Below are 17427 nucleotides of genomic sequence, written 5' to 3'. Positions count from 1 at the left end.
ATGGTACTGCAGGGGGGACCCTGTGGGAGAGTAGGACACCGCCGGACTTCTTTTAGAACGAAAAGCCACCCAATGTTGGGTGGCTTTTCGTCGTTTACGGGGTTGTGCGACATAGGCAGCCGCGCCGTGCGGGCGCCTGCGCGTCATCGCAGAAGTCGCGCCTCGAGCGTGGCTGCGGTGGCGCGTACCGCATCGACGAGTTCGCTCTGATCGACCGCGTCTCCGGCCCAGGTGACGGCGACGGCGGCCGCCGGCCAACCGGCCCGGTCGCGCACGACGGCGCCGACGGAACGCAGGCCGTCGGCCACCTCGCTGTCCTCGGTCGCGTACCCGCGTGCGCGGACCTCGCGCAGCACCTCGCGCAGCTCCCGCGGCGTGCGGGGCCCGACTCCCGTGCGGTCGGGGAAGGACGAGGCGGTCGGGTACAGGGCGCGCACCTGTTCGCGGGGGAGCGCGGCGAGCATCGCCCGCCCGCTCGCGGTGAGGTGGGCGGGAAGTCGCACGCCGACATCGGTCACGAGTGCGGGGCGCCGCGGGGCGCGCTCCTCGACGATGTACAGCACATCGCCCCCGCTCATGACGGCGAGGTGCGCACTCTCGCCGAGGCGGTCGGAGAGCGCGGCGACCAGCGGCCGTCCGAGTCGGGCGAGGGGCTGCTGCCGGGCGTAACCGCCGGCGAGCTCGAACGCCGAGGTGCCCAGCCCCCATCGGCGGTCCTCCTGCAGGTGCAGCACGAAGCCATGGGCCGCCATGGCGGCGAGCAGGTGGTAGACGCTCGACCGCGGCAGGCCGAGGTCGCGCGCGATCGCCGAGGCGGCGACCGGGGCGGGCCGCCCGGCCAGGTAGCGCAGGATGCGCAGCGTCTGGTCGGCCGCCGGCACCTGCGGGGCATCGGATGCGGCGCTCGAATCGTCTGGGATCACAGACACAGGATGCCACGCGACGCCGACGCGGGCCACCCCGCGGGTGTGGAATCGAGTCATGAGTGAAACATCCGTCGCCGTCGGCGCTGCGCCGCTGTCCATCGCCGAGGTCGTCGCCGTCGCGCGTCGAGGTGCGCACGTGGACATCGCCGCCGAGGCCCTCGCCCGCGTCGCCGACACCCGTGCGGTCATCGACGGGCTCGCCGCCGACCCGCACCCGCACTACGGCGTCTCGACCGGGTTCGGCGCGCTCGCGACGACCTTCATCGCCCCCGACCGTCGGCTGCAGCTGCAGGCCAGCCTGATCCGTTCGCACGCCGCCGGCACCGGTGCCGAGGTCGAGGCGGAGGTCGTCCGCGGACTCCAGCTGCTGCGCCTGCAGACCCTCTCCTCCGGGCGCACCGGCGTGCGACCCGTCGTCGTCGAGACGTACGCGGCGCTGCTGAACGCCGGGATCGTTCCGATCGTGCGCGAGTACGGCTCGCTCGGATGCTCGGGCGACCTGGCTCCGCTCGCGCACATCGCGCTCGCGGCGATGGGGGAGGGAGAGGTGCGGGTGCGCGACAGCGAGGGCCGGCTGGGAGAAGTGCTGCCGGCATCCGTCGCGCTGGAGGCGGCCGGCATCGCGCCGGTGGTGCTCGTCGAGAAGGAGGGGCTCGCCCTCATCAACGGCACCGACGGGATGCTCGGCATGCTCGTCCTCGCGCTGCACGACCTCGACGACCTGCTCGTGACCGCCGACGTCGCCGCCGCGATGTCGATCGAATCGCAGCTCGGCACCGACGCCGTGTTCGCGGCCGACCTCATGGCGCTGCGCCCGCAGGCGGGCCAGTCGGTGTCGGCGGCGAACCTCCGCGCCTTCCTCGGCGACTCGCCCATCGTGCACAGCCACAAGGGACCGGAGGACGGTCGCGTGCAGGACGCGTACTCGCTGCGATGCTCGCCGCAGGTACACGGCGCCGCGCGCGACACCGCCGGGTACGCCGCGTCCATCGCCGACCGCGAACTCGCCTCGGTCGTCGACAACCCCGTCATCACGGTCGACGGACGCATCGAGTCGAACGGCAACTTCCACGGCGCTCCGGTGGCCGCGGTGCTCGACTTCCTCGCGATCTCGGTGGCCGACGTGGCCTCGGTGTCGGAGCGGCGCACCGATCGCGCGCTCGACCCGGCGCGCAACCGCGGCCTACCGCCGTTCCTCGCCGACGAGGTGGGCGTCGACTCCGGGCTCATGATCGCGCAGTACGCGGCCGCGGGGATCGTGTCGGAGCTCAAGCGGCTCGCCGTCCCCGCATCCGTCGACTCGATCCCCTCGTCGGCGATGCAGGAGGACCACGTCTCGATGGGCTGGTCCGCCGCACGCAAGCTGCGTCGTGCGATCGACGGGCTCGCACGCGTGCTCGCGATCGAGATCCTCACCGGCGCCCGGGCGCTCGACCTCCGGGCGCCCCTGCAGCCCGGTGCAGCGACCGGGGCCGTGCGCGACCTCGTACGCACCGTGGCCGGAGGTCCCGGCCCCGACACCTTCCTCTCTCCCGACATGGAGGCCGTGACCGCACTCGTGCAGTCCGGAGCCATCGCCCGCATCGCGAAGGAGCATGCACATGACTGATTCGACCGCATCCACCACGGAATCCACGACCGCACCCGCGTCGGCCACCCGCACCGACCACGACCGCCGCATCCGCGCGGCTCGCGGCAACCAGCGCACCGCCAAGAGCTGGGGCGCCGAAGCCGCCAAGCGGATGCTCATGAACAACCTCGACCCGGAGGTCGCCGAGCATCCCGAGAGCCTCGTCGTCTACGGCGGCACCGGGCGGGCGGCCCGCAGCTGGGAGGCGTACGACGCGATCGTGCGCACGCTCGACGAGCTCGAGCCCGACGAGACCCTGCTGGTGCAGTCGGGCAAGCCGGTGGGCGTCTTCCGCACGCACGAGTGGGCGCCGCGCGTGCTCATCGCCAACTCCAACCTGGTCGGCGACTGGGCGACGTGGCCCGAGTTCCGCCGGCTCGAGGAGCTGGGCCTGATGATGTACGGCCAGATGACCGCGGGCTCGTGGATCTACATCGGCACCCAGGGCATCCTGCAGGGCACCTACGAGACGTTCGCCGCCGTGGCCCGTTCGCTCGGACGCGAATCGCTGCGCGGCACCCTCACCCTGACGGGCGGGGCGGGAGGCATGGGCGGTGCACAGCCGCTGGCGGTGACCATGAACGAGGGCGCGGTGCTGATCGTCGACGTCGACGAGTCGCGCCTCGCCCGACGGGTCGAGCACGGCTACCTCGACGAGTACACGACCGACCTCGACGCGGCCGTCGATCGCGCGCTCGCCGCGAAGGACGCGGGCGAGGCCCGGTCGATCGGCGTGGTGGGCAACGCCGCGGAGGTCTTCCCCGAGCTGCACAGACGCGGCATCGCGATCGACATCGTCACCGACCAGACCAGCGCGCACGACCCGCTCGCCTACCTGCCGGTCGGCGTGCCCGTCGCGGAGTGGAAGGCCGAGGCGGAGCGCGACCCCGAGGACTTCACGCGCCGCTCGCGCGAGTCGATGGCGCAGCACGTCGCGGCGATGGTCGCCTTCCAGGATGCCGGGGCCGCGGTCTTCGACTACGGCAACTCGATCCGCCGCGAGGCGGAGCTCGGCGGATTCGACCGCGCCTTCGCGTTCCCCGGATTCGTGCCGGCGTACATCCGCCCGCAGTTCGAAGAGGGCCGGGGGCCGTTCCGCTGGGCGGCGCTCTCGGGCGACCCCGAGGACATCGCGAAGACCGATCGCGCCATCGCCGAGCTGTTCCCCGACGACACCGCCCTGCACCGCTGGCTCGAGAAGGCCGGGGAGAAGGTGCACTTCGAGGGGCTGCCGGCGCGCATCTGCTGGCTCGGCTACAAGGAGCGCCACCTCGCCGGGCTGAAGTTCAACGAGATGGTCGCGTCGGGCGAACTGTCGGCTCCGATCGTGATCGGTCGCGACCACCTCGACTCCGGCTCGGTCGCCTCGCCGTATCGCGAGACGGAGGCCATGAAGGACGGCTCCGACGCGATCGCCGACTGGCCCCTGCTGAACGCGCTGCTGAACACCTCCTCGGGGGCGTCGTGGGTCTCGCTGCACCACGGCGGCGGCGTGGGCATCGGCCGCTCGATCCACGCGGGGCAGGTCACCGTCGCCGACGGCACCGAGCTCGCCGCGCAGAAGCTCGAGCGTGTGCTCACGAACGACCCGGGCACCGGCGTGATGCGTCACGTCGATGCCGGGTACGAGCACGCCCGCGAGGTCGCTCGCGAGCGTGGTCTGCACATCCCGATGCTCTGACCGTGCGGTCCGCGTCCCCGATCCCCGTCGCCTGAGAGGCTGATGCCATGCCCCTGCTGATCACGAACATCGGCGAACTGACGACGAATGCTCCGAGCGCGAGCGCGTCGGGGGATCGCACCGGCGCGCTGCACGACGCCGCCGTGCTCGTCGACGGTGGACGGATCGCGTGGGTCGGATCGGCGGCGGATGCTCCCGATGCCTCGGCCGTCGACGAGGTCGTGGATGCCGCCGGCCGTGCCGTGATCCCCGGGTTCGTCGACAGCCACAGCCACCTCGTGTTCGCCGGCGACCGCGCCGTGGAGTTCGAGGAACGGATGGCCGGCCGGAAGTACGCCGCGGGCGGCATCCGCTCGACCGTCGCGGCGACCCGCGCGGCGACCGACGACGAGTTGCGGCAGCGCCTGCGTGGATTCCTCGACGAGATGCTCGCGCAGGGCACGACCACGGTCGAGATCAAGAGCGGCTACGGGCTCAGCGTCGCCGACGAGGAGCGGCTCGTGCGCCTCGCGGCCGAGGTCACACCGGAGGTGACGTTCCTCGGCGCCCATGTCGTGCCGGCCGAGTACGTCGATCGCGCCGACGAGTACGTCGACCTCGTGGTCGGGCCGATGCTCGAGCGGTGCGCGCCGCACGCCCGGTGGATCGACGTGTTCTGCGAGACCGGTGCGTTCACGGTCGAGCAGTCGCGCCGGGTGCTGGAGGCGGGGATCGCGCGGGGTCTCGCACCGCGCGTGCATGCGAGCCAGCTCGGCCCGGGGGAGGGCATCGCGCTCGCGGTCGAGCTGGGCGCGGCATCCGTCGATCACGGAACGTACCTGACCGACGCCGACATCGCGGCGCTCGCCGAATCCGACACGGTGCTCACCCTGCTGCCGGGCGTCGAGTTCTCGACCCGACAGCCCTACCCGGATGCGCGGCGCCTGATCGACGCCGGCGTCACCGTGGCGCTCGCCTGCGACACGAATCCGGGGTCGAGCTTCACGTCGTCGATGCCGTTCTGCATCGCCGTCGCGGTGCGCGACATGGGCATGACGCCCGCCGAGGCCGTGTGGGCGGCGACCGCCGGAGGAGCACGCGCCCTGCGCCGCGACGATGTGGGCGTCGTCGCGCCCGGTGCACGTGCCGACCTGGTGCTGCTCGACGCCCCCACGCGCATCCACCTGGCCTACCGCCCCGGTGTGCCCCTGGTCGCGCGCGTCTGGAAGGACGGCGTCGCAGTCGGCATCCGCCCCTGACGCTCCTCGCCCGCCAGGATCGACCCCCGGTCCCTCGCCAAGGGGTCACCAACGGCCGCATCCCGGGGTGCTCGAGCGGCATGTTCTGACCCCTCACGCGGAAGTCTTCTGACCCCTCACGCGGACAGGGCCGGGCAGCTCAGAGCGAGGCGAGGATGGCGGGGGTGTCGGAGATGGTGATCTGCGGCGGGTAGAGGCCCATCACTCGAAGCGCCGCCGCATGATTGTCGGCGGTCGACCCGGCACAGGCATCCGACGCGACCGTGACGTGCGCTCCGGCATCCGCGGCGGCCAGCGCCGTCGAGATCACGCAGCAGTCCGTCGCGACCCCGGCGAGAACGACGTGCGCCCCACGGCCGACGACGGCCTCGATCTCGGCTCCCCATTTGCCGAACGTCGGCAGGTCCACGGTCGGATGCGGCGACAGCCCGGCCGCCTCGGGAACGAGATCGAAGAGCGGATGCTCCGCCGGCTGATCCGCGAAGGGCCACGCCGCGAAGTACTCGCCCCACGACGTCGAGCGGTCGCCCGTCGGCATCCAGCGCGTCACGATCACCCGGTCGCCGAACGCCGCAGCCAGGCGCGTGATGCGGGGCATCACCTCAGCGAAGAACGGCGACCCCCAGGCCGACTCGGGCGAGGCGAAGATCGCCTGCGGATCGATGACGACGAGCCAGGGCTGCGCTGCGGCGCCGGTCACGCCTGCTCCTGCCGCCGGATCCGGCCGGCGCGCGCGAAGAACGTCACGAGGAACGACAGCACCAGCGCGACGAAGACGCCGAGGTTGGCGTAGGCGAAGTCGCCCTCCGTCCCGCCGACGAGGAACAGCAGATACCCCTGCCAGTTGTTCCACGGCGCCGCGTCGGCGAAGTTGTTGAGCACGAGGCCCCAGCCGATGACGCTCGCGACGACCATGGTGACGATCGAGGTCCAGTCCCACGCGCCGTACCGACCGTTCGCGTCGAACAGGGCGGCCTCGTCGTAGTCCTTCCGACGACGCAGGATGTCGGCGATCAGGATGCCCGCCCACGAGGCGAGCGGAACGCCGAGGGTGATGAGGAAGCTCTGGAACGGTCCGAGGAAGTCGGTCGAGAAGAACACGACGAAGATGGTGCCGGCGGTGAGGATCGCCCCGTCGATCGCCGCCGCGGACGGGCGGGGGATGCGGATGCCCAGGCTGAGCAGGGTCAGGCCGGAGGAGTAGATGCCCAGCACGGCACCCGAGACGAGTGCCAGCACCGCGGTCAGCAGGAAGGGCACGAGCACCCAGGTGGGCAGGATCGTCGCGAGGGCGCCGATCGGGTCGACCTGCACGGCCGCGAAGAGGTCGTCGTTCGAGCCGGCGAGCAGCAGACCGAAGACGACGAGCAGCACCGGGGCGATCGAGCCGCCGATGGTGTTCCACGCGACGATCGCCCCGTCGGAGGCGGTGCGCTTCTGGTAGCGCGACCAGTCGGCGGCGATGTTGATCCACCCGAGACCGAACCCGGTCATGACCATCACGAGTGCGCCGATGACCTGTCCGACGCCGCCGTCTGGCCGCGCGAGCACGGCGTCGATCTTGATCTCGCCGGCGGCGAGCACGACGTACAGGATCGTCACGGCGCCGGTGATCCAGGTGAGCACCGACTGCATCTTCATGATGGTGTGGTAGCCGAGCACGGATGCCGCGACGATGAGCGCCGCGACGATGACGGTGGCCACGATCTTCAGCGCGATGCTGTTGCCGTCGCCGCCGAGCTGCGTGATGATCGTCGCCGTGGCGAGCACGGCCATGATCGCGAGGAACGTCTCCCACCCGATGGAGGTGAGCCACGACACGATGCCGGGCACCTTCTGCCCGTGCACGCCGAACGCCGCGCGCGACAGCACCATCGTGGGCGCCGAGCCGCGCTTGCCGGCGATCGCGATGAGCCCGCACAGCAGGAACGACACGACGATGCCGATGACCGAGACGATCGTGGCCTGCCAGAACGAGATGCCGAAGCCCAGCACGAACGAGCCGTACGACATGCCGAACACCGACACGTTCGCGGCGAACCACGGCCAGAACAGATCGCGCGGTTTCGCCGTGCGCTCGGATTCGGGGATGATCTCGATGCCGGCGCGCTCGATGAGGCCGGGCGGGGTCTGCGTCATCCTCTCATCCTGGCACCGCGGGCGCGCGCGGGGAACGCCGCCGCACGATCGTGACGCTCAGGAGCGGAAGAAGGCCTCGGCCGTGCGCATGAGGTCGTGCAGGTCGGAGACGCCGGCGAGCTCGCGGGCCGAGTGCATCGACAGGATCGGGATGCCGACGTCGACCGTGCGGATGCCGAGCCGGGTCGCCGTGATCGGACCGATGGTCGAGCCGCAGGGCACGGAGTTGTTCGACACGAACTCCTGCGTCGCGACCCCGGCACGCTCGCACCACTCGTGCCACGCGGCGGAACCGACGGCATCCGTCGCGTAGCGCTGGTTCGCGTTGAGCTTGAGGATGGGGCCGGAGCCCAGGACCGGCTGCACGACCGGGTCGTGCTTGCCCACGTAGTTCGGATGCACCGAGTGGCCGACGTCGCTCGACAGGCACCACGAGGAGGCGAACGAGCGGCGGCGCTCCGAGGCATCGGCGCCGAGACCGTCGGAGATGCGCCCGAGCACGTCTTCGAGGAAGGGCCCCGCGGCACCGGAGCGGGAGCTCGAGCCCAGCTCCTCGTGATCGAAGGCGGCGAGCACGGCGACGGGGCCGCCCGCTCCGCCCTCGTGCGCGGCGAGGGCGACGACGCCCGCGTGCACCGACGCGAGGTCGTCGAGGCGGCCGGAGGCGAAGAACGCGTCGTCCTTGCCGAAGACGGCGCCGCGCGCGGTGTCGGCGACGACGACGTCGTAGCCGCGGATGCCCGACGCATCGACCCCCGCCGAGGCGGCGAGTTCGCCCAGCAGGTCGGCCTCGGTCGGATCGCCCAGGCCCCACACCGGCTGCGTCTCGGCCTGCTTGTCGAGGGCGAGGCCGGAGTTGGCCGTGCGGTCGAGATGGATGGCGAGCTGAGGCAGGCGGAGCAGGGCGCCGGTCTGCGCGAGCACGACGCGGCCGTCGGGGAGCGCGAGGCGCCCCGCGAGACGCAGCTCGCGGTCGAGCCACGAGTTCAGCAGCGGACCGCCGTAGACCTCGACGCCGGCCTGCAGCCACCCGCGGGTCCCGGTCGTCGGCTGGGGCTTGAGCTTGAAGCCGGGGGAGTCGGTGTGCGCGCCGAAGACGTGCACGGGGGTCGTGGGCGAGGCATCCGTCGGCACGACCCAGGCGATCGCCGCACCGTCGCGCACCACGACGAAGCGTCCGCCGGCGGGCGCGGGCCAGGCATCCTCCTCGGCGAGCCGGGTGAATCCCGCCTCCTCGAGACGACGGGCGACCTCGGCCGCCGCGTGGTAGCTCGACGGCGAGGCGGCGACGAAGTCGGCGAGGTCATCGGCGTGGGCGAGGGCGACCGGGGTGACGGGCATGGGGGGCCTTCCTGCAGACGGGTTCCCTTCGAGCGTACCCGCGCCTTCGCGAGTGGTTCGCGAGGTGAACAGCGGCTGAACACTCGTGCGTCCTCGGTCGTCGCGGCGATGCGGCTGGGAGAGTCGAGCGAGGAGCGGACGCCGCGCTCCGAGCCGGAGGAAGGGCAGCGAGATGGGGACGATGCTCACGCGCCCGCCCGGTCACCGACGCGACGTCGTGCTGCGGCCCGCGGCGACGGCCATGGTGCTGCTGGCCGCCGGGCACCCGCACGAGACGATCGCCGTGCCCGGCGTCGCGCTCGGCGAGGAGGACGTGCTCGTCGCGGTCGAGCTGTCGACCGTGTGCCGTGCGGATGCCGAGGCTGCGCGCGGAGCGCGACGCGCGTCGACCCCGGTGGTTCTGGGCCACGAGAGCGTCGGACGCATCATCGCGCTCGGCGATGCCGGAGCGACGGCGTTCGACGGCTCGCCGCTGCGCATCGGCGACCGTGTGGTGTGGTCGGCCACCGTGTCGTGCCGACAGTGCGACCGTTGCCTGTGCGGGCGGCCGCAGTCGTGCCCCTCCGCCACGCGGTACGGCGAGGAGAGGGTCGCACCCGATCGCGAGCTCGCGGGTGCCTTCGCCAGTCACGTGCAGCTGCGTCCGGGAACCGCCGTCGTGCGGGTTCCCGAGACCCTCCCCGCCGCCGTGCTCGCTCCGGCGGCGTGCACCACCGCCACCGCCTGGGCGGCGGTCGCCCGGGTGCGCAGGCACCGCGACCTCGTCGGGACTCGCGTGCGGGTGCACGGTGCGGGTCTGCTCGGGCTCACGGTCACGGCGATGGCCGTCGGACTCGGAGCCGTCGTCGAGGTGCGCGACCCCGACGCGGGGCGTCGCGCGCGAGCCCGCGAGTTCGGCGCGACCACCGTCGACGGCGAACCGGATGCCGTGGTCCACACGGCGGGGCCGGTGACCGCGGCGGCGATCGAGGCGGTGGCCGACGGGGGCATCGTCATCATCGTCGGAGGGGATGCGCGCGACACGGATCCCGTCGCCGCTGCTTCCGCCGCAGATCGTGCGGTCGGCGCCGGCGCATCCGACGCGGGCGCGACCGGCCTCGAGAACGTCGGCATCGACGCGGCGCGGCTCTCCGCCCGCAGCACGACCATCGCCGGGGTGCACGGCAGCGCCGGCGGCGACCTCGCCGACGCGGTCGCCTTCCTCGCCGGCCGGGGGCGCGCCTATCCGTTCGCCGACGCGGTCGGCTCGATCCTGGCGCTCTCGGCCGTCGATGCCGCGCTCGCCGCCGCATCCGAACCCGCGGCGCCCCTGCGGGTCGGCCTGGTGCCCGGACCCTGAGCCGCGCGGCCTCTCAGCGGCGGCTCAGGGTCGCGGGTGGAGCGTCAGTCGTTCTCGCCGCGCAGCGGCCCTGCCGGGCGGATGCTCTCGGCATGGAGCGCCAGCATCGTGACCGCCGCGTCGACCGCGGCATCCATCACGTCTTCCGGGTCGCCCGACAGCATGAGCTTCTTGTGGCCGACCCCAAGCGGGCTCGCCCATCCGAGGTAGACGGTGCCGGCCGGATTGCCGCGATCGTCGGGGCCGGGGCCGCCGACGCCGGTCGTGGCGACGCAGAGGTCGGCTTCGAAGAGCGACAGGGCGCCGGAGGCGAGCTGCTCGGCGACCTCGGCCGAGCAGGGGTCGAGCCCGGGGGTGACCCCCAGGATGCGCTCCTTCTCGGCCGTCTGGTAGGCGACGATGCCGCCACCGAACCAGCCGCCCGCGCCCTCGCCCGCCGCCACGGTGCTCGCGAGGCGCCCCGAGGTCAGCGACTCGGCGACGCACACCCGCAGGCCGCGCTCATCGGCGAGGCCCGCGAGGTCGGCGAGGTGGTCGTGCTCGGTCTGCCCGTCGTCCGTCATCGGTCGGCGTCCGCCTTCGCCGCGTCGTCGTCGTCCGGACCCGGGGTGCCGGGTGCGGGTCCGACGGGCGCCGCGTCGACATCGGGAGCCGGGGCGGCGTCGGCGGCCTCCGCGTCCTCGCTGTAGTCCGGACGAGGAGCCTGCAGCTTCTGGTCGTCGAACTCCCCGCCCTTGCGTCCGCCGAAGGGGCGGCCGTGGTCGGCGAACTCGTCGCGTGCGAACACGAGCGTCCACGGGCCGGCCGTGAAGTGCGCTCCGGTGCGCAGCGTGCGAACGCCTTCGCCGGGATGCGTGGCGTCGACGCTCGGGCTGGAGTTCGTCTCGCTCTCGCCGTGCAGCGTCAGCACGTACTCGTCGCGCTGGTCGTGCTCGATCGTGGCGTGCACCGGGTCGGTGTCGGCCAGCCGAAGCTCGTTTCCGTCGGCAGAACCGACGCGCACGACATCGGCCTCGAGGAGGAACTCGCTGCGCTCGCCGTTCTCGTGGCTGACGCGCAGTCGCGGCGAACCCGCGCCCCACTCGGCATGCGTGGTCGTGGGCGTATAGCCCTGCGAATCGGAGTCATCCATGGTCTTCTCCTTTTCGGGATCCATGTCGACGACATTAGGGCGCGGGGGAGAGGGTCCGCAGGGGCTTGACTTGGGAGGCACGCGTTCGCAAGAGCGGCACCGCGTCGTCGCGCGGGCGGCACAGGATGACGGACTCCACGATGACGTTTCGCGACGCGGAAGCGGGACGCGAAGCGAACGGCCGAGTGCGCGTGCGGTCATCGATGGAGGAGCCGGCGTGTCGGGGGCGCGGCCGCGGTGGCTCCGGGGCTGTGAAGGGCTTACGCTTGCTTCGGTGGGCGATTCCGACGGCCGGGTCGGAGAGCCGAAAGAATCGCACCGAGGAGAGCGCCAGATGGGAAAGTTCGTCTACGAAGGCGGAGTCAAGACCGAGATCGAGGACCGGGCGCTCACGCACCTGCAGCTGGTCATCACCGCGAAGCTGCGCCGGGGCGAGCCGTTCCCGTTCAGCTGGCGTGAAGACACGAGCGTCGGCGGTGGCCGCACGACCGTGTGGATCCAGCCGGGCAGCTCGCTCGTCTTCAAGTACTTCGGCAGCCGGCAGCCGTCGATCAACCGCGCATGGATCGAGGCGCTGGCGTTCACGGCGAACGCCCCGGGGGGCCTCTACCTGGTGCCGGAGCCCGAGCACGACGCATCCACGCCCTCCGAGATCCCGGGCAGCGCCCCCGCCTGATCCGCCTCGCGCGCAGCCCCGACATCTGTCAACCCCCTGGGGCGGGTCGGGCGCACCCGGCATCGTCGTGACCTCGCGATACGAAACCGAGGTGACACGGATGACCGACAACACGACAGACCCCCGAGACGCGCACCGCGAAGAGGGTTTCCCCGGCCAGGAGCAGGCACAGCCGGGAACGAACGACCGCACCGACCCGACGCCCGACCACGGCGAGGACTCGTATGAGGGGCACGGCCGGCTCGAGGGGCGCCGCGCGCTCATCACCGGCGGCGACTCGGGGATCGGCCGCGCGGCGGCGATCGCCTTCGCCCGCGAGGGTGCGGACGTCGCCATCGTGCATCTTCCCGAGGAGCAGGCGGATGCCGACGAGACGGTGCGCCTCATCCGCGACGCCGGCCGTGAGGGGCTCAGCATCGCGGGCGACGTGCGCGACGAGGCCTTCGCAACCGACATCGTGGCGCAGACGAGGAACGCGTTCGGCGGGCTCGACGTCCTCGTGCTCAACGCCGGCTATCAGCACGACATCGAGGACTTCTCCTCGCTCGAGACCGAGCGCATGCGCCGCGTCTTCCAGACCAACCTCGAGGGCATGGTCTTCACCGCGCGGGCCGCGTTCCCCGACCTCGAGGAGGGGGCGAGCATCATCGTCACCGCGTCGGTGCAGGCGTACAACCCGTCGCCGGGGCTCATCGACTACGCGATGACGAAGGCCGCACAGGTCGCGTTCGTGCAGGCGCTCGCCGAAGAGGCGGGGCCCCGCGGCATCCGCGTGAACGCCGTCGCCCCCGGCCCCATCTGGACGCCCCTCATCCCGGCGACCGGCTGGGATGAGGAGAAGCTCGCCGAGTTCGGGCAGGACACCCCGATCGGTCGCGCCGGCCAGCCCGCCGAGCTGGCGGGGGCCTACGTGTACCTCGCATCCGACGAGTCGTCGTACACCTCGGGAGCGGTCCTCCCCGTCACGGGCGGCAAGCACCTCTGACCCTCCGCGCGGGCGGGACGGCGCATTCGGGAGCCCTACGCTGGAGAGCGTGCAGCATCCCCCGCCGACCCGCCCGCTGACGGGGGTCGCCCTCGTCATCGGCTCGTGCCTCTCGCTGCCCTTCGGGGCCGCGGTCGCGGCGCAGCTGTTCCCCGTGCTCGGGCCGTGGGGCGTCACGTCGCTGCGCGTGGCGATCGCCGCCCTGCTGCTGCTCGTCATCGTGCGGCCGCGCTTCCGGCACTGGGACCGACGGCAGTGGACCGCGGCCGTGCTGTTCGGGTTGTCGCTGGCCGCGATGAACGGGTTCTTCTACGCCGCGATCGACCGCATCCCCCTCGGGCCGGCGGTGGCGATCGAGTTCCTGGGGCCGCTGGTTCTCGCCGCGGTGCTCACCCGACGGCTCGGCGACGCCGTGTGGGTGGCCGTCGCCGTCATCGGCATGGGCCTGCTGTTCGTCGACGGCGTCGTCGGTGCGGAGCCGCTCGATCCCCTCGGTGTGGTCTTCATCCTCGTCGCGGCAGGGTTCTGGGCGATGTACATCCGCACCAGTGCGCGCGTCGGCGCGCTGATTCCCGGCAGCGGCGGTCTCGCGATGGGGCTGGTGGTCGCGGCCGTGCTGCTGCTGCCCGTCGGTGTGCCGACCGCGGGCGTCGTCGCCGGCGACCCGCAGCTGCTGCTGCTGGCGGGGATCACCGCCGTGTTGTCGTCGGTGATCCCCTACAGCTTCGAGCTCGCCGCGCTCCGACGCCTCCCGCAGCGGGTGTTCGGGGTGCTGCTGAGCCTCGAGCCCGCATTTGCGACGCTCGCCGGGTGGCTCGTCCTGGGTCAGGATGCGAGCGGCCTGCGGATGCTCGCGATCGCGCTCGTCGTCGCCGCCAGTGTCGGCACGACCCTGGGCATCCGTCGAGCAGGCCGCTCCCGCCTCGCGGGCGGGGACGACGCGGTCGACGGATCGGACGGGCCGTTCACCGCGCCGATCCCGCTGCCCGACTGAGCCGGGCACGTCCGCCGCGCCCACGGGTCGAGGCGCCGCCGGCGCGGGTGGCCGAGGCCGCCGGTGTCGCGGTCGGAAGCGGGTAACGGCGGCGCAGCAGCATCCGCTGCACCAGCGTCCACACGACCGTCACCGTGAGGTAGAGCGCCGCGGCCAGGGGCACGAACAACGCGAAGACGGCCGTGAGGTAGTGCAGCGACCCGAACACGCGCTGCATCGCGGGGGAGTTCATCGGGGAATCGTCGTCGGTGGGTGCCGGGCGGAAGACGCGGCGGGTGACCTCGGCCGTCGCCACGATGACGAGCAGGAGAACGGCGTACACCGCGAGCGTGGCGGGCGTGGCTGCGCCCCCGAACACGGCCGCGGCCAGGCTCTCCCCCAACGGGGCGCCGAACAGGTCGTGCGTGAGCAGATCGTTCGGGTGACCGGCGATCTCGGGGCGGATGAAGAGGGTGTACAGCAGCCCCACCACCGGCGCCTGCGCGAGCACGGGCAGCATGCCGGCGAACGGCGAGGTCTTCTCGTCGCGGTACAGCGCGAGCATCTCGGTCTGCAGCCGCTCCGGGTTCTTCTTGTGGCGGCGCTGAAGCTCGCGCAGGCGCGGGGCGAGGCGGGCGCGCGTCTGCTCGGCGCGCGCGGTCGAGAAGCCCACCGGAATGAGCAGGGCGCGCACCATCAGGGTGACGAGCACGACCGCCAGGGCCGCAGCGGATGCTCCGGCAACGGGGGTGAGGAGGGTGGAGAGGCCGGCGAGGGCGCCGTAGGCGGCGTCGAGGAGCGCGGCGAGGGGTGGGAAGGCGAAGATGTCCATCGGTTGTCCGTTTCATGAGGTCGGGAGGGTCGGCGAAGCCGCGCAGTCCCGTTCTCGACGGACTACGCGGGGATCGCCCCTCCCGGCGCTCGCGGTCGCGGGTGGCCGGCGGCATCCGGATCGCTCTGCGCCAGCAGGGCGGAGGCATCGATCGCACGCCAGGGATGCGGCGCGCGGGTTCCGGCGGACGGACGGATGCTCAGCGCCACCGCCACGACGAGCGCGGTGACCGCGACGAGGGCGAGGGCGAGGCCGAGCGCTGCGGCGTCGGGGACCGACACCAGCCCGAGCGCGGCGAGCACCACGCTCAGCACGCTCTCGAACCACCCGGACATGGTGCGAGCGTAGCATCGGGCGCCGACGGCAGGGCCGTGCGGAGGCCTCGCGGAGGCCCGCGGCGGCGTCGGTGGCCGGGCATAGGCTCGAGGGCATGAGCGACCACCGCGACCTGAGCGACCTCCTCGGCATCGAGCATCCGATCGTCCTCGGCCCCTTCGGCGGGCTCTCGTCCGTCGCCCTCACGGCGGCGGTCAGCGAGGCCGGAGGGCTGGGATCGTTCGGCCTGTACGGCTACGACTCCGAGCGCATCCGCACGGTCGGAGCCGCGCTGCGCGACGCCACGGCCCGGCCGTTCGCGCTGAACCTGTGGCTGCCCACGGGCGACGAGGTCGCCCCGAACGCGCAGCACGCGATCTTCGCTCAGGCGCTCGGACCGTTCTACGACGCAGTCGGCGTCGACGTGCCGACGCGGCCCGAGGCGTACGTGCCGTCGCTCGCCGAGCAGCTCGACGCGGTGTGGGATGTCTCTCCGGCGGTGCTCAGCGTGGTGTTCGGCGTGCCGGATGCGGCGGTGATCGATGAGGCGCACCGGCGGGGCATCCGCGTGGTGGGCACCGCGACGACGGTGGCCGAGGCGGTTGCGCTCGCCGACGGTGGCGTCGATGCGATCGTCGCCACCGGGATGGAGGCCGCGGGCCACCGGGTCTCCTTCCTCCGGCCCGCCGAGGACTCGCTGGTCGGCACCTTCGCGCTCGTGCCGCAGGTGGTCGACGCGGTGCGGGTGCCGGTGATCGCGGCCGGTGGCATCGCCGACCGTCGGGGTGTCGCCGCGGCGCGCGCGCTCGGCGCCTCCGCCGTGCAGGTCGGCACGGCCTTCCTCGCGACCGTCGAGTCGGCCGCGACGCCCGCGCACCGCGACGCGATCCGCGCGACCGCCGCCGACGAGACGGTTCTCACCCGGGCGATGAGCGGCCGTCTGGCGCGGGGCGCGCGCAACCGCGCCGTCCGTGCCATCGAGGCGAGCGGCACCATCGCGCCCTTCCCGATGCAGAACTGGCTGACCGGGCGATTCCGAGCGGCCGCGGGGGAGCAGGGCCTCGGCGAGCTCCAGTCGCTGTGGATGGGGCAGGCGGCGCCGCTTGCCCGCCTCGACACTGCGCGCGGGGTCTTCGACGAGCTGCGGGCCGGGCTCGTGATGGCGGAGACCGGCGCGAACGCGGCGCCCGTTCGACAGGCACCGTCCGGAGCCGAGCTCGACGCGCTCATCGAAGAGAACCGCAATGCCTGGAACGGGGCTCCGGCGCCGGAGGCCGGCTGCTAGAGGATCACCGTCGAGCGACCGTGCACGATGACGCGGTCCTCGGCGTGCCACTGCACCGCGCGAGCGAGGACGAGGCGCTCGACATCGGCGCCGCGGCTCTGCAGCTCGGCCGCCGACTCACCGTGCGTGACGCGCGTCACGTCCTGCTCGATGATCGGTCCCTCATCGAGGTCGGCCGTGGCGTAGTGCGCGGTCGCGCCGATCAGCTTCACGCCGCGCTCCTTCGCCCGCGCATACGGGTTCGCCCCGATGAAGGCGGGCAGGAACGAGTGGTGGATGTTGATGACCGGGGCGCCGAGACGCTCGATGAAGTCGTCGGTGAGGATCTGCATGTAGCGGGCGAGCACGACGAGGTCGACGTTGCCCTGCAGCAGCTCGAGCTGTCGGGCCTCCATCACGGCCTTGTCACCCCCGGGGATGTGCACGAACGGCACGCCGAACGAGCGCACCGCCTCGGCGAGGTCGGGGTGGTTCGAGATGACCATCGTCACATCGATGTCGAGCTGGCCGCGCTGGGTGCGCCACAGCAGCTCCATGAGGCAGTGGTCGTACTTCGAGACGAAGATCGCGACGCGCTTGCGGCGCGACACGTCGTGCAGCGACCACTCCATGCCGAAGCGCTCCGCGACGGCCGCAATGCTCGCTTCGAGCGCCGGACGCGCCGCCGCGAGCCCGGGCAGGTGGATGACGGTGCGCTGGAAGAAGCGCCCACCCTCGGAATCGGTCGAGTGCTGGTCGAGCGAGATGATGTTCGCGCCGTGCTCGGCCAGCGCGTTCGCGACGGCGGCGACGATGCCGGGCTGGTCGTCGCACGCGATCAGAAGGCGTGCGGTGTCGGGCTGTGCCATGGCGTCTCCTCAGGGTGTGCATCGATTCTGCCGTGCCACAGGTCGCCGGGGCGAATCGCCTGCGTCACGACCCGCAGGCGGTGGGCG

Annotated in this window: 17 protein-coding genes; 8 read left to right on the top strand and 9 right to left on the bottom strand. The window is 72.5% G+C overall.

Features of this window, described 5'->3' with window-relative positions:
- Nucleotides 1-143: 143 nt before the first annotated feature.
- Nucleotides 144-923, bottom strand: coding sequence for an IclR family transcriptional regulator (locus RWS82_RS15155; RefSeq protein ID WP_400190106.1), 780 nt, complete (start codon nt 921-923; stop codon nt 144-146).
- Between the two features lie 58 nt (nt 924-981).
- On the opposite strand from RWS82_RS15155, the gene hutH reads away from it, so the two are divergent.
- The 3 genes from hutH to hutI are packed head-to-tail and all read left to right on the top strand — an operon-like array spanning nt 982 to nt 5475.
- Nucleotides 982-2535 carry a histidine ammonia-lyase gene (gene hutH / locus RWS82_RS15150; protein WP_314651790.1) on the top strand — a complete coding sequence of 518 codons (1554 nt, stop codon included), beginning with the start codon at nt 982-984 and terminating at the stop codon, nt 2533-2535.
- On the top strand, nt 2528-4237 hold the full coding sequence (gene hutU, locus RWS82_RS15145) for a urocanate hydratase (protein ID WP_314651788.1): 1710 nt from the start codon (nt 2528-2530) through the stop codon (nt 4235-4237). The genes hutH and hutU overlap by 8 nt, the downstream gene beginning before the upstream one ends.
- Before the next feature lie 47 nt (nt 4238-4284).
- Nucleotides 4285-5475, top strand: a complete 1191-nt coding sequence (gene hutI / locus RWS82_RS15140; RefSeq protein ID WP_314651786.1) for an imidazolonepropionase — start codon at nt 4285-4287, stop codon at nt 5473-5475.
- 139 nt (nt 5476-5614) lie between these two features.
- Here hutI and RWS82_RS15135 read toward each other — a convergent pair whose 3' ends face one another.
- Genes RWS82_RS15135 through RWS82_RS15125 form a run of 3 tightly spaced genes read right to left on the bottom strand, consistent with a single transcriptional unit; the run spans nt 5615 to nt 8955 of the window.
- Nucleotides 5615-6175 carry a cysteine hydrolase gene (locus RWS82_RS15135; protein ID WP_314651784.1) on the bottom strand — a complete coding sequence of 187 codons (561 nt, stop codon included), beginning with the start codon at nt 6173-6175 and terminating at the stop codon, nt 5615-5617.
- On the bottom strand, nt 6172-7614 hold the full coding sequence (locus RWS82_RS15130; protein ID WP_314651783.1) for a cytosine permease: 1443 nt from the start codon (nt 7612-7614) through the stop codon (nt 6172-6174). Before RWS82_RS15130 ends, RWS82_RS15135 begins: the two co-directional genes overlap by 4 nt.
- A gap of 57 nt (nt 7615-7671) precedes the next feature.
- Nucleotides 7672-8955, bottom strand: coding sequence for a M18 family aminopeptidase (locus RWS82_RS15125; protein ID WP_314651782.1), 1284 nt, complete (start codon nt 8953-8955; stop codon nt 7672-7674).
- A 181-nt stretch (nt 8956-9136) separates the two neighbouring features.
- Here RWS82_RS15125 and RWS82_RS15120 point away from each other — a divergent pair, with 181 nt between their 5' ends.
- Nucleotides 9137-10294, top strand: a complete 1158-nt coding sequence (locus tag RWS82_RS15120) for an alcohol dehydrogenase catalytic domain-containing protein (protein ID WP_314651781.1) — start codon at nt 9137-9139, stop codon at nt 10292-10294.
- A gap of 44 nt (nt 10295-10338) precedes the next feature.
- Here the strand turns inward: RWS82_RS15120 and RWS82_RS15115 are convergent, their stop codons facing one another.
- Nucleotides 10339-10857 carry a CinA family protein gene (locus RWS82_RS15115; RefSeq protein ID WP_314651779.1) on the bottom strand — a complete coding sequence of 173 codons (519 nt, stop codon included), beginning with the start codon at nt 10855-10857 and terminating at the stop codon, nt 10339-10341.
- Nucleotides 10854-11426 carry an FHA domain-containing protein gene (locus RWS82_RS15110; protein WP_314651777.1) on the bottom strand — a complete coding sequence of 191 codons (573 nt, stop codon included), beginning with the start codon at nt 11424-11426 and terminating at the stop codon, nt 10854-10856. Before RWS82_RS15110 ends, RWS82_RS15115 begins: the two co-directional genes overlap by 4 nt.
- A 334-nt stretch (nt 11427-11760) precedes the next feature.
- Between RWS82_RS15110 and RWS82_RS15105 the strand changes: the two genes are divergently transcribed.
- The 3 genes from RWS82_RS15105 (at nt 11761) to RWS82_RS15095 (ending at nt 14081) form a co-directional block, all read left to right on the top strand.
- Complete coding sequence (locus RWS82_RS15105; RefSeq protein WP_314651775.1) at nt 11761-12102, top strand: ATP-dependent DNA ligase; 342 nt, start codon at nt 11761-11763, stop codon at nt 12100-12102.
- 100 nt (nt 12103-12202) lie between these two features.
- Nucleotides 12203-13087: an SDR family oxidoreductase gene (locus RWS82_RS15100; protein ID WP_314651773.1), complete on the top strand. Its 885-nt coding sequence runs from the start codon at nt 12203-12205 to the stop codon at nt 13085-13087.
- A gap of 49 nt (nt 13088-13136) precedes the next feature.
- On the top strand, nt 13137-14081 hold the full coding sequence (locus RWS82_RS15095) for a DMT family transporter (protein WP_314651771.1): 945 nt from the start codon (nt 13137-13139) through the stop codon (nt 14079-14081).
- Here the strand turns inward: RWS82_RS15095 and RWS82_RS15090 are convergent.
- On the bottom strand, nt 14053-14892 hold the full coding sequence (locus RWS82_RS15090) for a membrane protein insertase YidC (RefSeq protein ID WP_314651769.1): 840 nt from the start codon (nt 14890-14892) through the stop codon (nt 14053-14055). The genes RWS82_RS15095 and RWS82_RS15090 overlap by 29 nt on opposite strands.
- Nucleotides 14893-14954: 62 nt before the next feature.
- Nucleotides 14955-15227, bottom strand: coding sequence for a DUF6412 domain-containing protein (locus RWS82_RS15085; protein ID WP_314651768.1), 273 nt, complete (start codon nt 15225-15227; stop codon nt 14955-14957).
- A gap of 95 nt (nt 15228-15322) precedes the next feature.
- Between RWS82_RS15085 and RWS82_RS15080 the strand changes: the two genes are divergently transcribed.
- Nucleotides 15323-16492 (top strand): nitronate monooxygenase, encoded by a 1170-nt coding sequence (locus RWS82_RS15080; protein ID WP_314651767.1) that lies wholly within the window; start codon nt 15323-15325, stop codon nt 16490-16492.
- On the opposite strand, the gene purU is transcribed toward RWS82_RS15080, so the two are convergent.
- Nucleotides 16489-17340 (bottom strand): formyltetrahydrofolate deformylase, encoded by an 852-nt coding sequence (purU, locus tag RWS82_RS15075; RefSeq protein WP_314651765.1) that lies wholly within the window; start codon nt 17338-17340, stop codon nt 16489-16491. The genes RWS82_RS15080 and purU overlap by 4 nt on opposite strands.
- Nucleotides 17341-17427 lie beyond the last annotated feature (87 nt).

The organism is uncultured Microbacterium sp. (assembly GCF_963528945.1).
Classification (GTDB): domain Bacteria; phylum Actinomycetota; class Actinomycetes; order Actinomycetales; family Microbacteriaceae; genus Microbacterium.
This window is presented reverse-complemented; position numbering and strand designations above follow the sequence as displayed.

What these genes read in the sequence shown, in the direction of transcription:
- hutI (WP_314651786.1), top strand. Translation starts at nt 4,285, where the DNA reads ATGCCCCTGCTGATCACGAACATCGGCGAACTGACGACGAATGCTCCG.
- RWS82_RS15090 (WP_314651769.1), bottom strand. Translation starts at nt 14,892, where the DNA reads ATGGACATCTTCGCCTTCCCACCCCTCGCCGCGCTCCTCGACGCCGCC.
- RWS82_RS15130 (WP_314651783.1), bottom strand. Translation starts at nt 7,614, where the DNA reads ATGACGCAGACCCCGCCCGGCCTCATCGAGCGCGCCGGCATCGAGATC.
- RWS82_RS15105 (WP_314651775.1), top strand. Translation starts at nt 11,761, where the DNA reads ATGGGAAAGTTCGTCTACGAAGGCGGAGTCAAGACCGAGATCGAGGAC.
- RWS82_RS15100 (WP_314651773.1), top strand. Translation starts at nt 12,203, where the DNA reads ATGACCGACAACACGACAGACCCCCGAGACGCGCACCGCGAAGAGGGT.
- RWS82_RS15120 (WP_314651781.1), top strand. Translation starts at nt 9,137, where the DNA reads ATGCTCACGCGCCCGCCCGGTCACCGACGCGACGTCGTGCTGCGGCCC.
- hutU (WP_314651788.1), top strand. Translation starts at nt 2,528, where the DNA reads ATGACTGATTCGACCGCATCCACCACGGAATCCACGACCGCACCCGCG.
- RWS82_RS15125 (WP_314651782.1), bottom strand. Translation starts at nt 8,955, where the DNA reads ATGCCCGTCACCCCGGTCGCCCTCGCCCACGCCGATGACCTCGCCGAC.
- RWS82_RS15115 (WP_314651779.1), bottom strand. Translation starts at nt 10,857, where the DNA reads ATGACGGACGACGGGCAGACCGAGCACGACCACCTCGCCGACCTCGCG.
- hutH (WP_314651790.1), top strand. Translation starts at nt 982, where the DNA reads ATGAGTGAAACATCCGTCGCCGTCGGCGCTGCGCCGCTGTCCATCGCC.
- purU (WP_314651765.1), bottom strand. Translation starts at nt 17,340, where the DNA reads ATGGCACAGCCCGACACCGCACGCCTTCTGATCGCGTGCGACGACCAG.
- RWS82_RS15110 (WP_314651777.1), bottom strand. Translation starts at nt 11,426, where the DNA reads ATGGATGACTCCGATTCGCAGGGCTATACGCCCACGACCACGCATGCC.
- RWS82_RS15085 (WP_314651768.1), bottom strand. Translation starts at nt 15,227, where the DNA reads ATGTCCGGGTGGTTCGAGAGCGTGCTGAGCGTGGTGCTCGCCGCGCTC.
- RWS82_RS15080 (WP_314651767.1), top strand. Translation starts at nt 15,323, where the DNA reads ATGAGCGACCACCGCGACCTGAGCGACCTCCTCGGCATCGAGCATCCG.